Origin of the sequence: Vibrio pelagius (genome assembly GCF_024347575.1) — a bacterium.
GTDB classification, from domain to species: Bacteria; Pseudomonadota; Gammaproteobacteria; order Enterobacterales; family Vibrionaceae; genus Vibrio; species Vibrio pelagius.
This window is the reverse complement of sequence record NZ_AP025503.1, coordinates 2,073,755-2,091,427: the sequence shown is the minus strand read 5'-3', so window position 1 is coordinate 2,091,427 and position 17,673 is coordinate 2,073,755. Positions and strand designations below refer to the sequence as shown.

Here is a 17,673-nt window from a genome sequence, read left to right as displayed (position 1 = left end):
AGTATAGCTTATTGACAGCTTTGGCTACTGTGCAACACGGCGAACCTGAATGATCATGCCCAGTAGAGGGTGATCGAGGTAGTGTGTTTCAGTACTGCGCATACGACGTTTTTGATCCATACGGTAGCTCTTTAGAAACTCTTCAACTTTTACAGTTGGAGAGATCTCAGTCAAATTACCTACCTGGACAGTGCTGTCGCCACCACTGACTGGCGAGTCTAGCTCGATTTGCTGCTCTTGGAGCGTGACTTCACGAACACTTGGCGCTTTCAGATCTAGAGTTGCCTCTGCGTATAGATAGTGTTGAACGTAGATTTGCAGCTTACCATCTAGCTCATAAAGAGGCTTATCGATAGTCTCTTCTTTAATACCTTCTGCACTGGTTGTAACAACGGCACTCTTTTCTGATCCATCAGCGTTAAAAGATTGAGAGTAATCTTTACCTGCTTGAATATGGAACACCGGTGCAGCATTACGACCTTCATCGCCCTGGCGCCAAGCGGTATGCATTAAGACTTCAAAGCCTGCGTGCTTGCGCAGCTTTTCTTTCTCACCATTCAGCTCATATTCAGAGTAAGGCAGCATCTGTACGCCTTTTTTTGCACGAAACTGAGAGTTCTGGAAAGAGCCGGCACGCTCAAGAGAGATTTCAGGAAGGCTGTTTGGCCATGATTCATTGACCTGTTCAGCATCAACAGCACGCTTGAAAATGATCACTTCTATATCAAATTGTCTTTGTGCCAAACTCGGCATAGAGACTAACAATAGTAGTAGTGGGATCAGTCGTTTCATTTTTACTCCGTATCCCAGCCGGATCTCCGGCTGGATAAATTAAATGCTCAGTGAAAAAGAGTGAAGTTAGCTTGCTGGTAGCAAGTTTTGTCTAAATTCGCTCAAAAGATCACCGACAAATTGAATTCGCTTCCGTCTGTCTACCAATGGTACCGTAAACTTGAACTTAGTTGGCCCTTCCATTGAAAACTTTTGCGGTTGAGATTGCAACAGTTTAACAAGGTACGCTGGGTTTATGTCAGCGTCTGGGTAGAATTCTAAGAAACCGCCTTTATCGTGAGCTTCAATCTTTTTAGCTTTGATTGCCGCCGCCGCCAGTTTCAGTTCAGAGACTGACAGTAAGTTCTTGGTCGCATCAGGCAGTACACCAAAGCGATCGATAAGCTCTACCTTCAGTTCCGCCAATTCATCATTGTTGGTCACACTAGCGATGCGTTTGTATGTCGACAAGCGAGTGTTGATGTCTGGGATGTAGTCGTCTGGCAGAAGTGCAGGGAGACGCATCTCAATCTCTGTTTGCTCACGAAGCAGATCATCAAGCGACGGCTCTTTACCTTCCTTAAGTGCTTCAACCGCTTGCTCTAACATCTCCATGTACAAGCTAAAGCCAACCGATTGGATTTGACCACTCTGCTCATCACCAAGTAGTTCACCGGCACCACGGATCTCTAAATCATGAGTCGCTAGCGTGAAACCAGCGCCAAGATCTTCGAGTGAAGCAATGGCATCGAGTCGCTTAATCGCATCTTTGGTCATCGCTTTTGGATGCGGCGTGAGTAGGTATGCATACGCTTGGTGGTGTGAACGACCTACACGGCCACGCAGTTGGTGCAGTTGCGCCAAACCGAGATTGTCCGCTCTATCCATGAGAATGGTGTTAGCCGTTGGTACGTCGATGCCCGTTTCAATGATGGTCGTACACACCAGTAGATTAAAGCGCTGGTGGTAGAAATCATTCATGATACGTTCTAGCTCGCGTTCACGCATCTGACCATGAGCGACCGTGACGCGGGCTTCTGGAATCAGTTTTTGTAGCGACTCTGCGGTCTTTTCTATGGTGTCGACTTGATTATGTAAGAAGTAGACCTGACCACCACGCATGATTTCACGCAGTACCGCTTCCCTTATCACTGCATCATCACTTTGACGGACAAAGGTTTTAATAGCCAATCGTCGAGCCGGTGGCGTCGCGATGATCGAAAGGTCACGCATGCCACTCATCGCCATATTCAATGTTCTTGGAATTGGCGTTGCAGTTAGGGTGAGGATATCTACATCAGCACGCATCGCTTTAACTTTCTCTTTTTGTCGAACGCCGAAACGGTGTTCTTCGTCGACAATCAGCAAGCCAAGGTCGTGGAATTTGATATCACTTGAAAGCAGTTTGTGCGTACCAACCACAATATCGACTTTACCTTCTGCAACGTCGGCCAAGATTTGTTTCTGCTCTTTCGCTGATTTGAAGCGCGACAGTACTTCGACACGAATCGGCAGGTTAGCGAAGCGATCTCTAAAGTTCTCGAAATGCTGCTGCGCCAGCAGGGTAGTGGGTACCAGTACGGCAACTTGCTTTTCGTTATCAGTACAGACAAATGCGGCGCGCATTGCTACTTCTGTTTTACCAAAGCCCACATCACCACACACCAGTCTATCCATAGCCTTTGGTTGGCACATGTCAGACATCACGGCATTAATAGCCATTGCTTGGTCATCGGTCTCTTCGAATGGGAAACCCGCTTTAAAGGTGGCGTATTGACCGCGGTCTAATACAAATTTATAGCCCGGTTTTAGCTCACGTTTAGCGTATACATCAAGAAGCTCTGCAGCCACATCTCGCACTTTCTCTGCGGCACGTTTACGCGCTTTCTGCCACGCTTCGCCCCCGAGTTTGTGTAGAGGGGCAGTCTCTTCAGCGCCACCTGAGTAGCGGCCAATGAGATTGAGCGAAGCAACCGGTACGTAAAGTTTGGCATCGTTTTGATACTCAAGTGTGACATATTCGGTTTTCATGCCACCGGCTTCGAGAGTTTGTAAGCCAATATAGCGGCCAATACCGTGGTCGATGTGAACCACAGGTTGCCCAGGTTTTAGCTCTGCAAGGTGGCGAATAACGGTGTCGCTGTTAACGCTCTTTTTGTCTTTCTTGCGACGCTGGATTACTCGGTCACCTAGGAGGTCACTTTCGCAAATGAAGGCCAGTTCACGTTGGTTGTCGATAAAACCATGCTCAGCAGCACCGAGAACGAGGTTAAACTTATTTTTCTCTGACAATGATTGTAGGAGAGTTTCGACTTCTACAGGGCGAATCTTGATGCCTTGCAATAATTCACATAAAGCCTCGCGTCGACCTTGAGACTCTACCGAGAATACGATCTTGCCAGAGAATGATTCTGTGAATTTACGTAGGTTAGCAAGTGGTTCTTTGTTCTGATGCTGAACACTAAGATCTGGCAGGGCTGAAACGGGCAGGTTAGTGCGTCCTGCTTTCTCTTCTAAGCTCTCAATGCTAAGTACTACTTGCGCTTTTTGCTTAAAGTGACTGAACAACTCATCTTTTTTCAGCCAAAGTTGTTCTGGCGACAGCAATGGGCGCAATGGATCGACACCGTGCTGCTCGTAGCGGTGTTCTACATCAGATAGGAAGGTGTCGACGGCCTGTTCGATATCACCCAGTGCCAAGATTTGTGTGTCGTCGGCGACATAGTCAAACAAGGTTTCGGTTTGATCAAAGAAAAGCGGCTGCCAATATTCAATACCCGCAGGCCATGTACCTTTGGAGACCTGCATATAAACAGATTCAGGTTCGCGGCGCGCTTCGAATTGTTGACGCCAGCGAATGCGAAAGTCTTCGATAGCCGAATCTGATGTTGGAAATTCGTGAGCAGGAAGAAGACGAATCTCATCAATATCGTCGATTGACCGCTGATTTTCCGGATCAAAGGTGCGAATGGTATCGATCTCATCATCAAAAAAGTCGATACGATATGGGTCTTTGCTGCCCATTGGGAACAGATCTAAGATCGAGCCGCGACTGGCGTATTCACCTGGACCAAATACCTGATCAACATAACGATAGCCAGACTTTTCAAGTTGCAGACGCAGTTTCTCTAGAGAGTAAAGATCGCCCGTTTTAACCATTAGAGTGTGTTGAAGAAGGAACTCTCTTGGTGACTGGCGTTGCAATAATGTGCTGATCGGTACAATCGTGATTCCGGTTTTTAGAGTCGGCAACGCATACAGGTGAGCAATACGGTCAGAAATGATCTCCTGGTGCGGAGAGAAGCTATCGTACGGTAGCGTTTCCCAATCAGGGAATAGGTTCACCGAATGCTGGGTAAATTGCTCGATTTCTGACTGTAATTTGAGAGCAATTTGTGGGTCGGGCACCGCGAGTAAGGTGTGGCTGTTATGTTGCTCAGCGAGTCCTGCGATGGAAGCTGCCAGTGAAGAGCCAATTAAATTACCTAAATGTTTTTTGTCCCCTGCGCCATTTGGCGTCGGTAACGTAAAAATAGATGTATCGGTCATGGGATTTACTTGTTATCTCGATCGAGTGAGCGTTGACGAAGCAGTTTCTGTTGCTGATGTAAGGCTGCTTTGATCAATAGATCTTGGTCTGTGTCGCGCAGGTGCGCATATTTAAATAAAACTTCAAACCCGCCGTCTCTTGGTACTGAATTGCTTACTTGAGCATAGCAATATACCGCTGCGGCTGGGTGTTCAAGGAACAACTTCGCTTTTACATACCTTCCTTGAGCTATATCCAACTGAGTGAAGCAAGAGAACTGACTTGCACCAAAACTGTATGTATGAGTGCGATATTCTGCTTGGTCTTGTTGAGAGAGCATAAAACTGAGCAGTAAGTTAAGCTTAGAATTTTGCGCATCAAGCAAGCTGATGACGTTTTTGAGGTCGCTGCTTTTCAACTCTTTACGCGCACTGTCTGCCATGAGATCAAGTTGACTAAATTCACTCGCGACCACAAACGGAGCCGGAATCTCTGATTCGAACTGGATTTGCGATGGGAGAACAAAATCTTCAGCCATCGGCTCTATGTTGGCGTTAAGGCTATGGTGGACGGTGAAAAATTCTTGCTCTGTCATGCTTTAGTTCCTTGAAGTGATCTATTGATTATCGCTATGTGGCTACAGTAATCAAGGTTGGTATTGGCAAAGTAGCAAATAGTTTGTTTTTGAAGCGAAAATGGTGCTCTGCCGTGCGTCATGGCCGACTAATTCGGTGAATTCACTCTATATTTGCAGTTGACCCCTACACACTGAAAGTAATTCCCGTTACATTAACCCGCAACTCTACTCGATGGTTCAAAGTATGTTTCATCCTATTTCAATGTTTATCGGCCTGCGTTACCTAAAAGGCCGTTCTGGGGATCGCTTTAGCCGTTTTGTCTCTTATATGTCAACGGCAGGAATCACCATAGGTGTGTTGTCGTTAGTTACTGTTTTATCAGTAATGAATGGATTCGAAGCGCAGCTTAAAGACCGTATCCTTGGTGTTTTACCTCAAGCGGTCGTCTATGAAAGTGATGCGAAGACACAGCTTACAGACACGCCCCCAGCCTTCGCTCAACAAATGTCACTAAACGGGCATGTTGAACCTTTAGTCCGAAGCGAGGCTGTGATTCAAAGTCCAGCTCAATTGGCGGCGGGTTTGCTGATTGGTATTGAACCTGCTTCTGACGACCCATTACAAAACCATCTTATTGCCGGGCGTTTGTCCTCATTGAAGGCGGGTGAGTATCAGTTATTCCTAGGGCATACATTAGCGCGAAACCTCAAAGTCTCACTGGGTGACAAAGTGCGGCTAATGGTGACCTCTGCCAGTCAATATACGCCATTAGGTCGAATTCCAAGTCAACGCAATTTTACCGTCGCTGGTATTTTTAATACAGGCTCGGATATCGATGCTCAATTAATGGTGACTCATATTGAGGATGCTGGCCGCTTAATGCGCTTTAAATCGGATACCATCTCGGGCTGGAGACTGTTTTTCGAAGACCCATTTGTCGTCGCAGATTTGGCTGAACAGCCGCTACCTCAAGGTTGGGAGTGGAGTGACTGGCGTGACCAGCGTGGTGAGTTGTTCCAAGCTGTGCGCATGGAAAAAAATATGATGGGCCTGATGCTTGGCTTGATCATCGGAGTGGCGGCTTTCAACATTATCTCCGCTTTGATTATGGTGGTCATGGAGAAGCAGTCTGAAGTGGCGATTCTGAAAACACAGGGTATGTCTGATGGACAAGTGATGGGGATATTCATGGTTCAAGGGGCGAGCAGTGGCGTGATTGGTGCTCTCTCTGGTGGTATCTTGGGCGTTATATTGGCGATGAATCTTAATACGGTTCTAGAAGTTATGGGTGTAGCCCTGTTTTCGTTTGGTGGCAGTTTGCCAATCTTGATTAACCCTATTCAAATTGTCGTGGTCGTTGTTTTAGCGATTGCACTTAGTCTAATAGCGACGGTATTCCCTTCTTATCGCGCATCTTCTGTTAAACCTGCTGAGGCTCTTCGTTATGAGTAATTTCCTTAAATGTCGTGACATCCGTAAAACATATCGTGAAGGTTCACTGGATACGGAAGTGCTAAAAGGCGTGAGCTTTGATATTGAGCAGGGTGAACTGGTGTCAATTATCGGGACGTCGGGCTCGGGTAAAAGTACCTTGCTACACATTTTGGGTGCACTGGATGATGCGTCATCGGGAAGTGTCCACTTTCTAGACCAAGATCTCGCGGCGCTGAGCTCGAATAAGCAAGCGAAGTTACGTAATCAGCATCTAGGTTTCGTTTATCAATTTCACCACTTGCTTGCGGATTTCTCTGCTCTAGAAAACGTCGCTATGCCTCTTCTAATCGGTGGTGTAAAACCGAGCCAAGCCAAAAAAGAGGCGGCAGCCTTGTTGGATAAGGTGGGGCTGAGTCATCGAGTCGATCATCGCCCGTCGGAGCTGTCTGGTGGTGAAAGACAGCGTGTTGCGATTGCTCGAGCTTTAGTAAACAAACCTTCGCTGGTATTGGCAGATGAACCTACCGGTAACCTCGATCATGCGACGGCACTCTCTATCTACGATCTAATGCGCGAGCTAAATCGTGAATACAATACGGCTTTTTTGGTTGTCACTCACGATGGTGAACTAGCAGCAAAAATGGATCGTCAGCTACATATGCAAGATGGACTGCTGGTGGATGTAAATGAGGAGGTGAATTAGTGTTTGCCTCTTTATCCCTTTTGATTGGTGGACGATTTAGCCGTGCTAAACAGCGCGACAAAATGGTCTCCTTTATTTCACTCTCTTCAACTGTGGGAATTGCGGTTGGGGTCGCGGTGATCATTATTGGTTTATCGGCGATGAATGGCTTTGAGCGTGAGCTAGAATCTCGAGTGCTTTCGGTTATCTCGCACGGTGAATTTGAGGGCGTCAATGAACCGATTGAGCGTTGGCAACATGTGATTGACGAATCCGTGAGTCATGAAAAAGTGTTGGCTGCAGCACCTTATGTAAAAATTACGGCTCTAGCAGAACGTGGTAAAGAACTTAAGGCGATCGAAGTGCGTGGTATTGATCCAGAGCTTGAATCGCAGGTATCGAGCCTGGGCAATTATATCGACGAATCGGTTTGGCAATCATTTCACAGTGGTGAACAAAAAGTCATTCTTGGTTCAGGTGTAGCGGACTCTATTGACGCTAAAGTAGGGGACTACTTAACCTTGATGATTCCAACGGCGAACGGTTCCGTTAAGGTTCAAGCGCCAAAGCGTGTACGGGTAAAAGTAGCGGGGTTATTGACCCTGAATGGGCAGATAGACCATAACTTAGCGCTTGTACCGTTAAAGGATGCCCAAAGCTACGCCAAGTTAGGCAATGCTGTGACTGGCGTTTCACTTAAGGTGAATGACGTTCTCAACGCGAATAACATTGTGCGCGAAGTCGGTAACCAGTTGGATGTGTATGTATATCTAAGAAGTTGGCAGCAAAAATATGGTTTCCTGTACCGAGATATACAGCTAGTACGTACCATCATGTATTTGGTTATGGTCTTGGTTATTGGTGTGGCTTGTTTCAATATCGTATCAACACTGATGATGGCTGTGAAAGACAGAGCCTCCGAGATCGCCATTTTAAGAACAATGGGCGCTTCTGATGGGTTAGTGAAGCGTATTTTTGTATGGCAGGGTGCGTTTTCTGGTGTGTTGGGTAGTCTAGTTGGTAGTGTGGTTGGTATATTAGTGGCTCTCAATCTCACTCACTTGATAAAAGGGTTAGAGTCGTTAATTGATCACCAGTTCTTGTCTGGAAATATCTACTTTGTGGACTTCTTACCTTCGCAACTAGATATGATGGATGTGCTGGTGGTGTCTGGTACCGCGATAGTCTTAAGCTTACTGGCGACATTGTATCCGGCCTCTCGCGCTGCAAAATTAAATCCTGCGGCAGTATTAAGCTCAAAATAACAATCTACTGACGGTATTAAAAAAGGATCCCAATTGGGATCCTTTTTTGGTTTTCTTGCCCTTGCAGTCTAGCGCTATGACTGAAAATCACATGCAACAGAGTTTTAATTCTTGCTTTGCAGCTCGGTTTTCACTGTTTTACTAACCGCGAAGTTGAAGATGTTGTGACAACCTTATCTCTATCTTACTTGTCTTTTCTTCCAGCTTCTTACTACAGAATATCGCCACAACCCACGAATTCCGAAGTAGCCGATAATCGCAGAAACGATGCCACAGATTAAGCAACCAAGTAGGAATGGAGGGCCAATAGTGCTCATTTGGGCAAGAATGAAGTCCCAAGAAAGCTCAAAGTGGAACGGTTGAGGCGGGACATGCATAACGAATGCACCAACTTTATAGGCGAAATAAAACAGAACCGGCATGGTTACTGGGTTACTTACCCAAACTAAAGCAACCGCCAATGGCAAGTTAACACCACACATAACAGCAAGACCTGCGGACATGATCATCTGGCTTGGTAGTGGAACAAAAGCCATAAATAGACCCACGGCAAATGCACCTGCGGCAGAGCGTCGATTTAAGCACCATAAATTTGGGTTATATAGCACGTTGCCAAAAACTTTTAATGCTTTCTGACGCTTGATGAGTTCATGGTCAGGCATAAAACGCTTAATAAACTTTCTTGGCATATGGGAAGTAACTCTTTTGTTGAATACTTGGTTTTTATTGTCTTTTTCTTTGACATTAATGTCAGCAAGCCTATGGCCTGTTATGCCCCGTTGGAACTGGGCTTGGGTGATATTGCTACTTTTACTAGCTTCAACCAAGTATAGCGCTTCCCGACCTTTAAGAGGTGTTCTCTGTGGGGTGATGGTGGTTTTAATCGTCAGTGGTTTGGTAAAACAGCAAACAACTGTACTCTTTAATTCCGGAGCGGATATTACCATAAATGCATCGGTTGTTAGCCTTTTTAGTGAAAATAGCCGGAGTTATGAAAGCGTTATTGTAGTTAGATCAATTAACGGTGATAAATTAGACAGGTGGCAACAGGTAAAGGTTAGGTTGTTTACGCCGTTTCGGGTCACTCAGGGCGAAAAAATTGAGTTGAGCGTTAGGATGAAACCTATTTTAGGTAAGCTCAACGAAGCGGGCTTCGATCTAGAGACCTACTCTTTTAGTCAAAAAATAGTGGCTCATGCCTCTTATCTACCAGGCACGCGCTATCGTATTCAATCAACTTCCTCTTGGCGCGCGATTTGGTTTGATCAAATTACTCGAAACCTGAGTTCATTATCGAACCGAGATCTCATTGTCGCGTTAACCTTTGGCTATCGTGACTTCATCCCACAACAAAGGTGGTTAGAGCTTAAAAGCAGCGGCTTGATTCATCTGGTCGCGATTTCAGGCTTACACATTGGTATGGCTTTTGGCATCGGTTATCAGCTAGGGCGTTGCATACGATGTATCACACCGACAATGATTTGGGCTCCTTTTATCGCAGGCTTAACAACGGCGCTGATCTACAGTTGGTTTTCAGGTTTCACATTACCAACCGTTAGGGCGTTAGTGATGTGTTGTTTGGGGAGTTACTTTGTTTGGCAGGGGAGAAGCATCAGTAGTCTAAACTTTATTCTGTTGAGCATCTGTATTGTTCTCGTTATCTGGCCATATTCGATACTGACTGGGAGTTTTTGGCTCTCTTTTGGCTCATTAGCAGCCGTTTTATATGCAGTTGCGATATCGAGTTCTGAACACTCTCATACTCGCTTTGTCAGAAAGCTAGTCTTGGCCGTCAAAGTTCAGTGTGTGCTCACACTCTTGTTACTGCCCATGACTCTTTATTACTACCAAGGCTTAAGTGCTGTTTCAATTTTCTATAACTTACTGATGTTGCCTTGGGTCACTTTTTTAGTCATGCCGATGCTTTTTCTAGCGTTATTTGTCCATATTTTTGTATCAGAGCGTATGCAGATTCTATGGAAATGCGTTGATGTTCTACTCGAGGTTATCTCTATATCGTCTTCTTGGGCGGAACCTTTTTGGTGGGCGTTCGACGTACAGGTAGCTCAATGGTTGAGTTTAGCTGTACTTATCAGTTTGTTCATTTATCGCTATTTTAGACCTTGGGTGAGTATATTGTTGCTTGTACTAATAAGTATTCGTGAAACAGCACCACAAAATATCGCGCAAGCGTGGAGAGTAGATGTACTGGATGTTGGGCATGGTCTTGCTGTTATTATCGAAAAAGAGGGGCGAACACTGCTCTATGATTTGGGTAACCATTGGCAAGAGGGCTCTGTTGTTACTTCAACGTTATTGCCAATACTACACCAAAGAGCGAACCCAACTATCGATGGTGTCATTCTTAGCCACTTAGACTCAGATCATGCAGGAGGCTTAGATGATCTCATGGCATCGAGATCGAAATTTTGGGTGCGAAGTAGCCAAGGTATTGCGCAACAAACTGGGTCTCAAATATATACCTGTATCGAGGGAGACGTTTGGCATTGGCAAGGTTTGAAGTTTGAGGTTCTTTGGCCTCCAAAAATGACAAAACGCGCATATAACCCACACTCTTGTGTTGTACGTTTGTTCGACCCGCGTAGTCAATTTTCAATGCTACTGACAGGTGATATCGAATTGGTTAGCGAATGGATGTTGTCGAGAAAAGGTCTAGCCTTAAAAAGTGACGTTATGCTTGTCCCTCATCATGGAAGCAAAACCTCATCGAGTCGTCGTTTTGTTGAGACTGTTTCACCGACACTGGCGTTGGCGTCATTATCAAAAGGTAATCGATGGGGAATGCCCAATAAAGATGTTGTTGAAAGATATCAGTCGATCAATGCGAAATGGTTAGATACTGGTGAAAGTGGTCAAATTACCATCATGATTGACACTGAAGGCTGGAATTATCATTCGATTAGACAAGATAGAGCACAGCCGTGGTATAGGCAGATGCTCAGGAAGGGAGTAGAATAGTAAGATTATTGTGAGAAAAATTAAGCGATTCCATGTCTATAGAAAAAGATGAAAATACTTGGGCTACCTTCAAGCGACTTTGGACTTATATTCGATTATACAAATCAGGGTTAGCGGTTGCGGTTGTTGCTCTAATTATTAACGCGGTTTCTGACACATACATGATCTCTCTATTGAAGCCTTTGCTTGATGAAGGTTTCGGCAGCGCAGAATCAGACTTTTTACGAACTCTTCCGTTTATTATTTTCGCCATGATGTTCATTCGTGGTACGAGTGGGTTTGTCTCTACTTATTGTTTGAGTTGGGTTTCGGGCAATGTAGTGATGCAAATTCGACGCAAGATATTCAATCACTTTATGCACATGCCCGTCTCTTTTTTTGATAAAGAGCAAACGGGGTCGCTGTTGTCGCGCATTACTTATGATTCGGAACAAGTCTCTGCTGCAACCAGTAGAGCTCTAGTTAGTATCGTACGTGAGGGTGCGAGTATTATTGGCTTATTAGTGTTGATGTTCTGGAACAGTTGGCAGCTTTCATTAGTGTTATTTGCTGTCGCTCCTGTGGTCGCATGGGCGATCAGTATTGTTTCTAAGCGATTTAGAAAAATATCGAAAAACATGCAGACCAGTATGGGGCATGTCGCATCATCTTCTGAACAGATGCTTAAAGGTCACAAAGTTGTTTTAACTTACGGTGGTCAAAACGTGGAAAAAGAGCGTTTTGACAAAGTGAGCAACCAAATGCGTCAACAAACGATGAAGTTGGTAACAGCACAAGCTGCGGCTAACCCAATTATTCAAATGATTGCATCGGTAGCGATTGTAGTTGTTCTATTCTTGGCAAGTGTTGACTCAATTAAAGCGGAGCTTACCCCTGGTACTTTTACCGTTGTATTCTCGGCAATGTTTGGTCTAATGCGCCCTTTAAAGGCACTTACAGGTGTGACAGCAGAATTCCAACGCGGTATGGCAGCGAGTCAAACATTGTTCAGTTTGATTGATTTGGAAACAGAGAAGAACACAGGCACTCTGAAGCCTCAATCTGTGAAAGGGGATGTTGAAGTCAAAGACATTACCTTTACTTACCAAGGCGCAGAAAAGGCAGCCCTTGAAAATGTCAGCTTTACCATACCTAGAGGTAACACGGTTGCGCTTGTTGGGCGCTCTGGCTCGGGTAAAAGTACCATTGCTAACCTTTTTACCCGTTTCTACGATGTCGACTCCGGTACTATCGAGCTTGATGGTCATGACATTCGTGACTACGAACTGAAAAACCTTCGTCAGCACTTTGCATTGGTTTCGCAAAATGTTCATTTGTTCAATGATACAGTGGCGAACAACATCGCTTATGCTGCAGAAGAAGAATACACCCGTGAACAGGTCGAACATGCGGCAAAACTGGCTCATGCGACTGAATTTATCGAAGGTATGGAAAATGGTTTCGATACTGTTATTGGTGAAAACGGCGCAAGCTTGTCAGGTGGTCAGCGCCAGCGTTTAGCTATTGCTCGAGCACTGTTGAGAGATGCGCCTGTACTTATCTTAGATGAAGCAACTTCTGCTCTAGATACAGAGTCTGAGCGTGCAATTCAATCTGCTCTAGATGAGCTCCAGAAAAATAAAACTGTTCTTGTGATTGCGCACCGACTATCAACCATTGAGCAAGCAGATGAGATTCTGGTTATAGACGATGGTCATATCGTCGAGCGTGGTGCTCATGCTGAGCTGATTGAACATGACGGCGCCTATGCTCAACTTCACCGCATTCAATTTGGTGAATAAGGGACGAGTTGACCGTGATCGAAAAGATTTGGTTTGAGAATCATCCTTTAAAATATCTGCTGTGGCCGCTGCTGTGGCCATTGAGTCTGATCTTTAGTCTTATCAGCAAAAGACGTCGTCAAGCGTATCAACAAGGCTCGAAAGCGAGTTATCGAGCGCCTGTACCAGTGATTGTTGTAGGAAACATTACAGCGGGTGGTAATGGCAAAACGCCAGTGGTTGTTTGGCTCGTTGAGATGCTGCAATCTCAAGGGCATAAACCGGGTGTTGTTTCACGCGGTTATGGCGCAAAAGCGCCGAGTTACCCACTGGTGTTATCTAAAGATACACCTGCAGCTTATTGTGGCGATGAACCTCGTTTGATTATGAAAAGAACGGGTGCACCTGTCGCTGTCGACCCAATTCGAGCCAATGCGGTTAAAGCATTGTTAGAATCTCAGGTCGACGTTATTGTCACAGATGATGGTCTTCAGCATTACGCTTTGGAAAGAGATATCGAATTTGTAGTGGTTGATGGTGTTCGTCGCTTTGGTAGCGAACAAGCGATTCCACTAGGGCCATTACGCGAACCCGTATCGCGTTTAAGCGAAGTCGATTTTATAGTGACCAATGGTGGGCAGCCGGAATGTAATGAAATGGCGATGTCTTTGGTGCCTAGCCAAGCTGTTAATCTGAAGACGGGACAAAGGGCTTCACTAGAAGTGCTGACAAAACTGGTCGCATTTGCAGGAATTGGCCATCCACCACGCTTTTTCAAAACGTTAGAAGATCTTGGTGCTGACGTGATTCATACTCAAGGTTTCGCCGATCATAAAGATTTCGACAGAGATGAGCTGTTCGCCCTTGCTGAAAAGGGCGAGAACATCATAATGACAGAAAAAGATGCAGTGAAATGTGAAGGTTACGCGCAAGATAATTGGTGGTATCTGCCTGTTTCTGCGCAATTTGACCAAGCATCACAAAACAAAGTTATGCAAAAAATTAAAGAGGTTATGGAATACTATGGATCACCGTCTACTTGAAATCGTTGCTTGCCCTGTGTGTAAAGGTAAATTAACTTTTGATAAAGATAAGCAAGAACTGATTTGTAAACTTGATCGCCTTGCATACCCAATTAAAGAGGGTATTCCTGTGCTTCTTGAGCCTGAGGCTCGCACAATCTCAATGGACGAGGGCAAATAATGTCATTTACGGTTGTCATCCCAGCTCGTTATCAATCGAGCCGATTACCCGGAAAGCCGTTAGCTGATATAGGCGGCAAACCAATGATTCAATGGGTTTATGAACAATCAGTGAAAGCTGGTGCAGATAAAGTCATTATTGCGACTGACGATGTTCGAGTTGAAAAGGCCGCGAAAGCATTTGGTGCAGATGTTTGTATGACTTCTCCTAAACACGAGTCTGGAACAGAGCGCTTGGCTGAAGTAATTGAAGTGATGAACATCCCGGATGATCACATCATTGTCAACGTGCAGGGCGATGAACCTCTTATCCCACCGAGTATTATCAACCAAGTGGCAAACAACCTTGCGGGTAGTGAAGCGCCAATGGCAACGTTAGGGGTAGAGATCACTCACGTTGATGAAGTGTTTAATCCTAATGCTGTAAAAGTGGTAACGGATAAAGAGGGTTATGCACTCTACTTTAGCCGTGCCACTATTCCTTGGGATCGCGATGCGTACGCTAATAATGGAACAAGTGCAGAATCTCCATTGTTAAGGCACATAGGCATTTATGCATACCGCGCAGGGTTTATTAACACCTACATAAACTGGGCGCCAAGCACACTTGAGCGCATAGAGTGTCTAGAACAACTACGTGTGCTGTGGTATGGAGAGAAAATCCATGTAGATATTGCAGCAGAAGCACCTGCTGCCGGTGTAGACACGCCTGAGGACCTCGAGACAGTCAGAGCGATCATCGGATAACGTATTCTCTCTAAAACGCAACTCTAAGCCTTATTATCGCCTCGCAGATTCGCGAGGCTTTTTCATTTTTATAGCCACAAACCTACCTACAAATCAAAGAAACTCATAAATACTTCTTCATATCGGTAGCACTGGGATTAATGTGAGATTTACCTCGCTCCTAAACTGATTTTTCTCTATAATATGCCGCCTGTTAACGCAGTTGTATTATGCGAGTGCGGAATAAAACTTACGAAGAAACGTGGAGTAAAACATGCCTTCTCAAAGCCCAGTGATTACAGTTGATGGACCAAGCGGTGCAGGTAAAGGTACCCTATGTATGTTACTAGCTGAAAAGTTAGGTTTTCACTTACTAGACTCGGGTGCTATCTATCGCGTGCTTGCATTAGCTGCAATCCATCACGGTGTGGACACAGAGTCTGAAGACGCTTTAGTTCCTCTAGCAACGCATTTAGACGTTCAGTTTGTTGCTGAGGGTGAATTGGTAAAAGTGATTCTTGAAGGCGAAGATGTGTCTGGCGAACTGCGTAAAGAGGAGACAGGCATGGCGGCTTCAAAAGTTGCAGCACTGCCTCGCGTACGAGAAGCACTGCTGCGTCGTCAACGTGCATTCAGTGCAGCGCCGGGGCTTGTTGCGGACGGTCGTGATATGGGGACTGTTGTATTCCCAAATGCTGAAGCGAAAATTTTCCTTGATGCGAGTGCTGAAGAGCGTGCGAATCGCCGTCTTAAACAGTTGCAAGGCAAGGGCTTAGATGTTAAATTTGACGACCTTTTGAGCGAGATCCAAGAGCGAGACGACCGAGATCGTAATCGCCCAGTAGCGCCACTGCGCCCTGCTGAGGATGCGCTTGTGCTTGACTCCACCTCAATGAACATTGAGCAGGTCGTAGAAAAAGCACTACACTATATTGAATCGAAACTGGCTGGGTAGTTTTTACCGAGCCGGCAAGAACGTTGGTTGCAAGGATGATAACCGGCGAATTTATCAACCCCATGCGGTAGGATACCCATGGACGTTTAATTATTGAAGATTAAATAATGACTGAATCTTTTGCTCAACTCTTTGAAGAGTTTCTAAACGAAACAGAATTCCAACAAGGCAGCATCGTTAAAGGTACTGTAGTAGCTATCGAGAACGGTTTCGTTCTTGTTGACGCTGGTCTTAAGTCTGAATCTGCTATCCCTGCTGAACAGTTCAAGAACGCTGCTGGCGAACTTGAAGTTGAAGTTGGCGCTGAAGTAGACGTAGCTCTAGACGCTGTTGAAGACGGTTTCGGTGAGACTCAACTTTCTCGTGAGAAAGCTAAGCGTCACGAAGCTTGGATCGTTCTTGAGAAAGCTTGCGAAGAAGCTGAAACTGTTGTTGGTATCATCAACGGTAAAGTTAAAGGCGGTTTCACTGTTGAACTAAACGGTATCCGTGCTTTCCTTCCAGGTTCTCTAGTAGACGTACGTCCTATCCGTGACACTGCTCACCTAGAAAACAAAGAGCTAGAGTTCAAAGTAATCAAGCTAGACCAGAAGCGTAACAACGTTGTTGTTTCTCGTCGTGCTGTTATCGAATCTGAGAACAGCGTTGAGCGTGACGAACTTCTTGAAACTCTACAAGAAGGTACTGAAGTTAAAGGTATCGTTAAGAACCTTACTGACTACGGTGCATTCGTTGACCTTGGCGGTGTTGACGGTCTTCTACATATCACAGATATGGCTTGGAAGCGCGTTAAGCACCCATCTGAGATCGTTAACGTTGGTGACGAAATCCTAGTTAAAGTTCTTAAGTTCGACCGTGAGCGTACTCGCGTATCACTAGGTCTTAAGCAACTAGGCGAAGATCCATGGGTAGCAATCGCTAAGCGTTACCCAGAAGGTCACAAGCTTTCTGGTCGTGTTACTAACCTAACTGACTACGGCTGCTTCGTTGAAATCGAAGAAGGCGTTGAAGGTCTAGTACACGTTTCTGAAATGGATTGGACTAACAAGAACATCCACCCATCTAAAGTTGTTAATGTTGGCGACGAAGTTGAGGTTATGGTTCTTGATATCGACGAAGAACGTCGTCGTATCTCTCTAGGTCTGAAACAGTGTAAAGCTAACCCATGGCAGTCATTTGCAGAAATGCAAGCTAAGGGCGACAAAGTTACTGGTAAGATCAAGTCTATCACTGACTTTGGTATCTTCATCGGTCTTGAAGGCGGTATCGACGGTCTAGTACACCTATCTGACATTTCTTGGAATGTTGCTGGTGAAGAAGCTGTACGTGAGTACAAGAAAGGCGACGAAATCTCAGCAGTTGTTCTTGCAGTAGATGCAGAGCGTGAGCGTATTTCTCTTGGCGTTAAGCAAATGGAAAACGACCCGTTCAACGCATACGTTGCTGACAACAAGAAAGGCGTTCTAGTAAACGGTACTGTAACTGCAGTAGACGCGAAAGGTGCAACTATCGAGCTTGTTGAAGGCGTAGAAGGTTACATCCGTGCTTCTGAAGTTTCTCGTGACCGCGTTGAAGATGCGTCTCTAATCCTAAGCGTTGGTGACAGCGTTGAAGCGAAGTTCACAGGTGTTGACCGTAAGAACCGCGTAATCAACCTATCTATCAAAGCTAAAGATGAAGCTGAAGAGCAAGAAGCAATGGCTTCACTGAACAAGTCTGACGAAGGCGCGTTCGGTAACGCAATGGCAGATGCATTCAAAGCTGCTAAAGGCGAATAATTTAATTTTTCGCT

At 45.3% G+C, this 17,673-nt stretch carries 14 protein-coding genes; 10 read left to right on the top strand and 4 right to left on the bottom strand.

Annotated features, from left to right (window positions below; translation table 11 throughout):
• Positions 1–24: 24 nt before the first annotated feature.
• The 3 genes from vsple_RS09025 to vsple_RS09015 all read right to left on the bottom strand — a co-directional run bounded on the left by vsple_RS09025 (position 25) and on the right by vsple_RS09015 (position 4,895).
• Positions 25–792 carry a peptidoglycan binding protein CsiV gene (locus tag vsple_RS09025; protein WP_261881800.1) on the bottom strand — a complete coding sequence of 256 codons (768 nt, stop codon included), beginning with the start codon at positions 790–792 and terminating at the stop codon, positions 25–27.
• Positions 793–858: 66 nt separating this feature from the next.
• Positions 859–4,320, bottom strand: coding sequence for a transcription-repair coupling factor (gene mfd / locus vsple_RS09020; RefSeq protein WP_255230388.1), 3,462 nt, complete (start codon positions 4,318–4,320; stop codon positions 859–861).
• Between the two features lie 5 nt (positions 4,321–4,325).
• Positions 4,326–4,895, bottom strand: a complete 570-nt coding sequence (locus tag vsple_RS09015; RefSeq protein WP_255230389.1) for a PilZ domain-containing protein — start codon at positions 4,893–4,895, stop codon at positions 4,326–4,328.
• Positions 4,896–5,121: 226 nt separating this feature from the next.
• On the opposite strand from vsple_RS09015, the gene lolC reads away from it, so the two are divergent.
• The 3 genes from lolC to lolE are packed head-to-tail and all read left to right on the top strand — an operon-like array spanning position 5,122 to position 8,259.
• A complete protein-coding gene (gene lolC / locus vsple_RS09010) occupies positions 5,122–6,330 on the top strand; it encodes a lipoprotein-releasing ABC transporter permease subunit LolC (protein ID WP_261881799.1) in 1,209 nt (402 codons plus the stop codon).
• A complete protein-coding gene (gene lolD, locus vsple_RS09005; protein WP_261881798.1) occupies positions 6,323–7,015 on the top strand; it encodes a lipoprotein-releasing ABC transporter ATP-binding protein LolD in 693 nt (230 codons plus the stop codon). Before lolC ends, lolD begins: the two co-directional genes overlap by 8 nt.
• On the top strand, positions 7,015–8,259 hold the full coding sequence (lolE, locus tag vsple_RS09000; protein WP_261881797.1) for a lipoprotein-releasing ABC transporter permease subunit LolE: 1,245 nt from the start codon (positions 7,015–7,017) through the stop codon (positions 8,257–8,259). The genes lolD and lolE overlap by 1 nt, the downstream gene beginning before the upstream one ends.
• 179 nt (positions 8,260–8,438) lie before the next feature.
• Here lolE and vsple_RS08995 read toward each other — a convergent pair whose 3' ends face one another.
• Positions 8,439–8,948 (bottom strand): DUF2062 domain-containing protein, encoded by a 510-nt coding sequence (locus tag vsple_RS08995; protein ID WP_255230393.1) that lies wholly within the window; start codon positions 8,946–8,948, stop codon positions 8,439–8,441.
• A 16-nt stretch (positions 8,949–8,964) separates the two neighbouring features.
• Between vsple_RS08995 and vsple_RS08990 the strand changes: the two genes are divergently transcribed.
• From vsple_RS08990 to rpsA, 7 genes are all read left to right on the top strand, one after another.
• Complete coding sequence (locus vsple_RS08990) at positions 8,965–11,238, top strand: DNA internalization-related competence protein ComEC/Rec2 (protein WP_261881796.1); 2,274 nt, start codon at positions 8,965–8,967, stop codon at positions 11,236–11,238.
• Positions 11,239–11,270: 32 nt separating this feature from the next.
• Positions 11,271–13,019, top strand: coding sequence for a lipid A ABC transporter ATP-binding protein/permease MsbA (gene msbA, locus vsple_RS08985; RefSeq protein ID WP_261881795.1), 1,749 nt, complete (start codon positions 11,271–11,273; stop codon positions 13,017–13,019).
• A 14-nt stretch (positions 13,020–13,033) separates the two neighbouring features.
• On the top strand, positions 13,034–14,041 hold the full coding sequence (gene lpxK / locus vsple_RS08980; RefSeq protein WP_261881794.1) for a tetraacyldisaccharide 4'-kinase: 1,008 nt from the start codon (positions 13,034–13,036) through the stop codon (positions 14,039–14,041).
• On the top strand, positions 14,022–14,201 hold the full coding sequence (locus vsple_RS08975) for a Trm112 family protein (protein WP_032552063.1): 180 nt from the start codon (positions 14,022–14,024) through the stop codon (positions 14,199–14,201). The genes lpxK and vsple_RS08975 overlap by 20 nt, the downstream gene beginning before the upstream one ends.
• Positions 14,201–14,947 carry a 3-deoxy-manno-octulosonate cytidylyltransferase gene (gene kdsB, locus vsple_RS08970; protein ID WP_261881793.1) on the top strand — a complete coding sequence of 249 codons (747 nt, stop codon included), beginning with the start codon at positions 14,201–14,203 and terminating at the stop codon, positions 14,945–14,947. The genes vsple_RS08975 and kdsB overlap by 1 nt, the downstream gene beginning before the upstream one ends.
• Positions 14,948–15,200: 253 nt before the next feature.
• A complete protein-coding gene (cmk, locus tag vsple_RS08965) occupies positions 15,201–15,881 on the top strand; it encodes a (d)CMP kinase (protein ID WP_261881792.1) in 681 nt (226 codons plus the stop codon).
• 107 nt (positions 15,882–15,988) lie between these two features.
• Positions 15,989–17,659, top strand: coding sequence for a 30S ribosomal protein S1 (rpsA, locus tag vsple_RS08960; protein ID WP_032552066.1), 1,671 nt, complete (start codon positions 15,989–15,991; stop codon positions 17,657–17,659).
• The last annotated feature ends 14 nt before the right edge of the window (positions 17,660–17,673 follow it).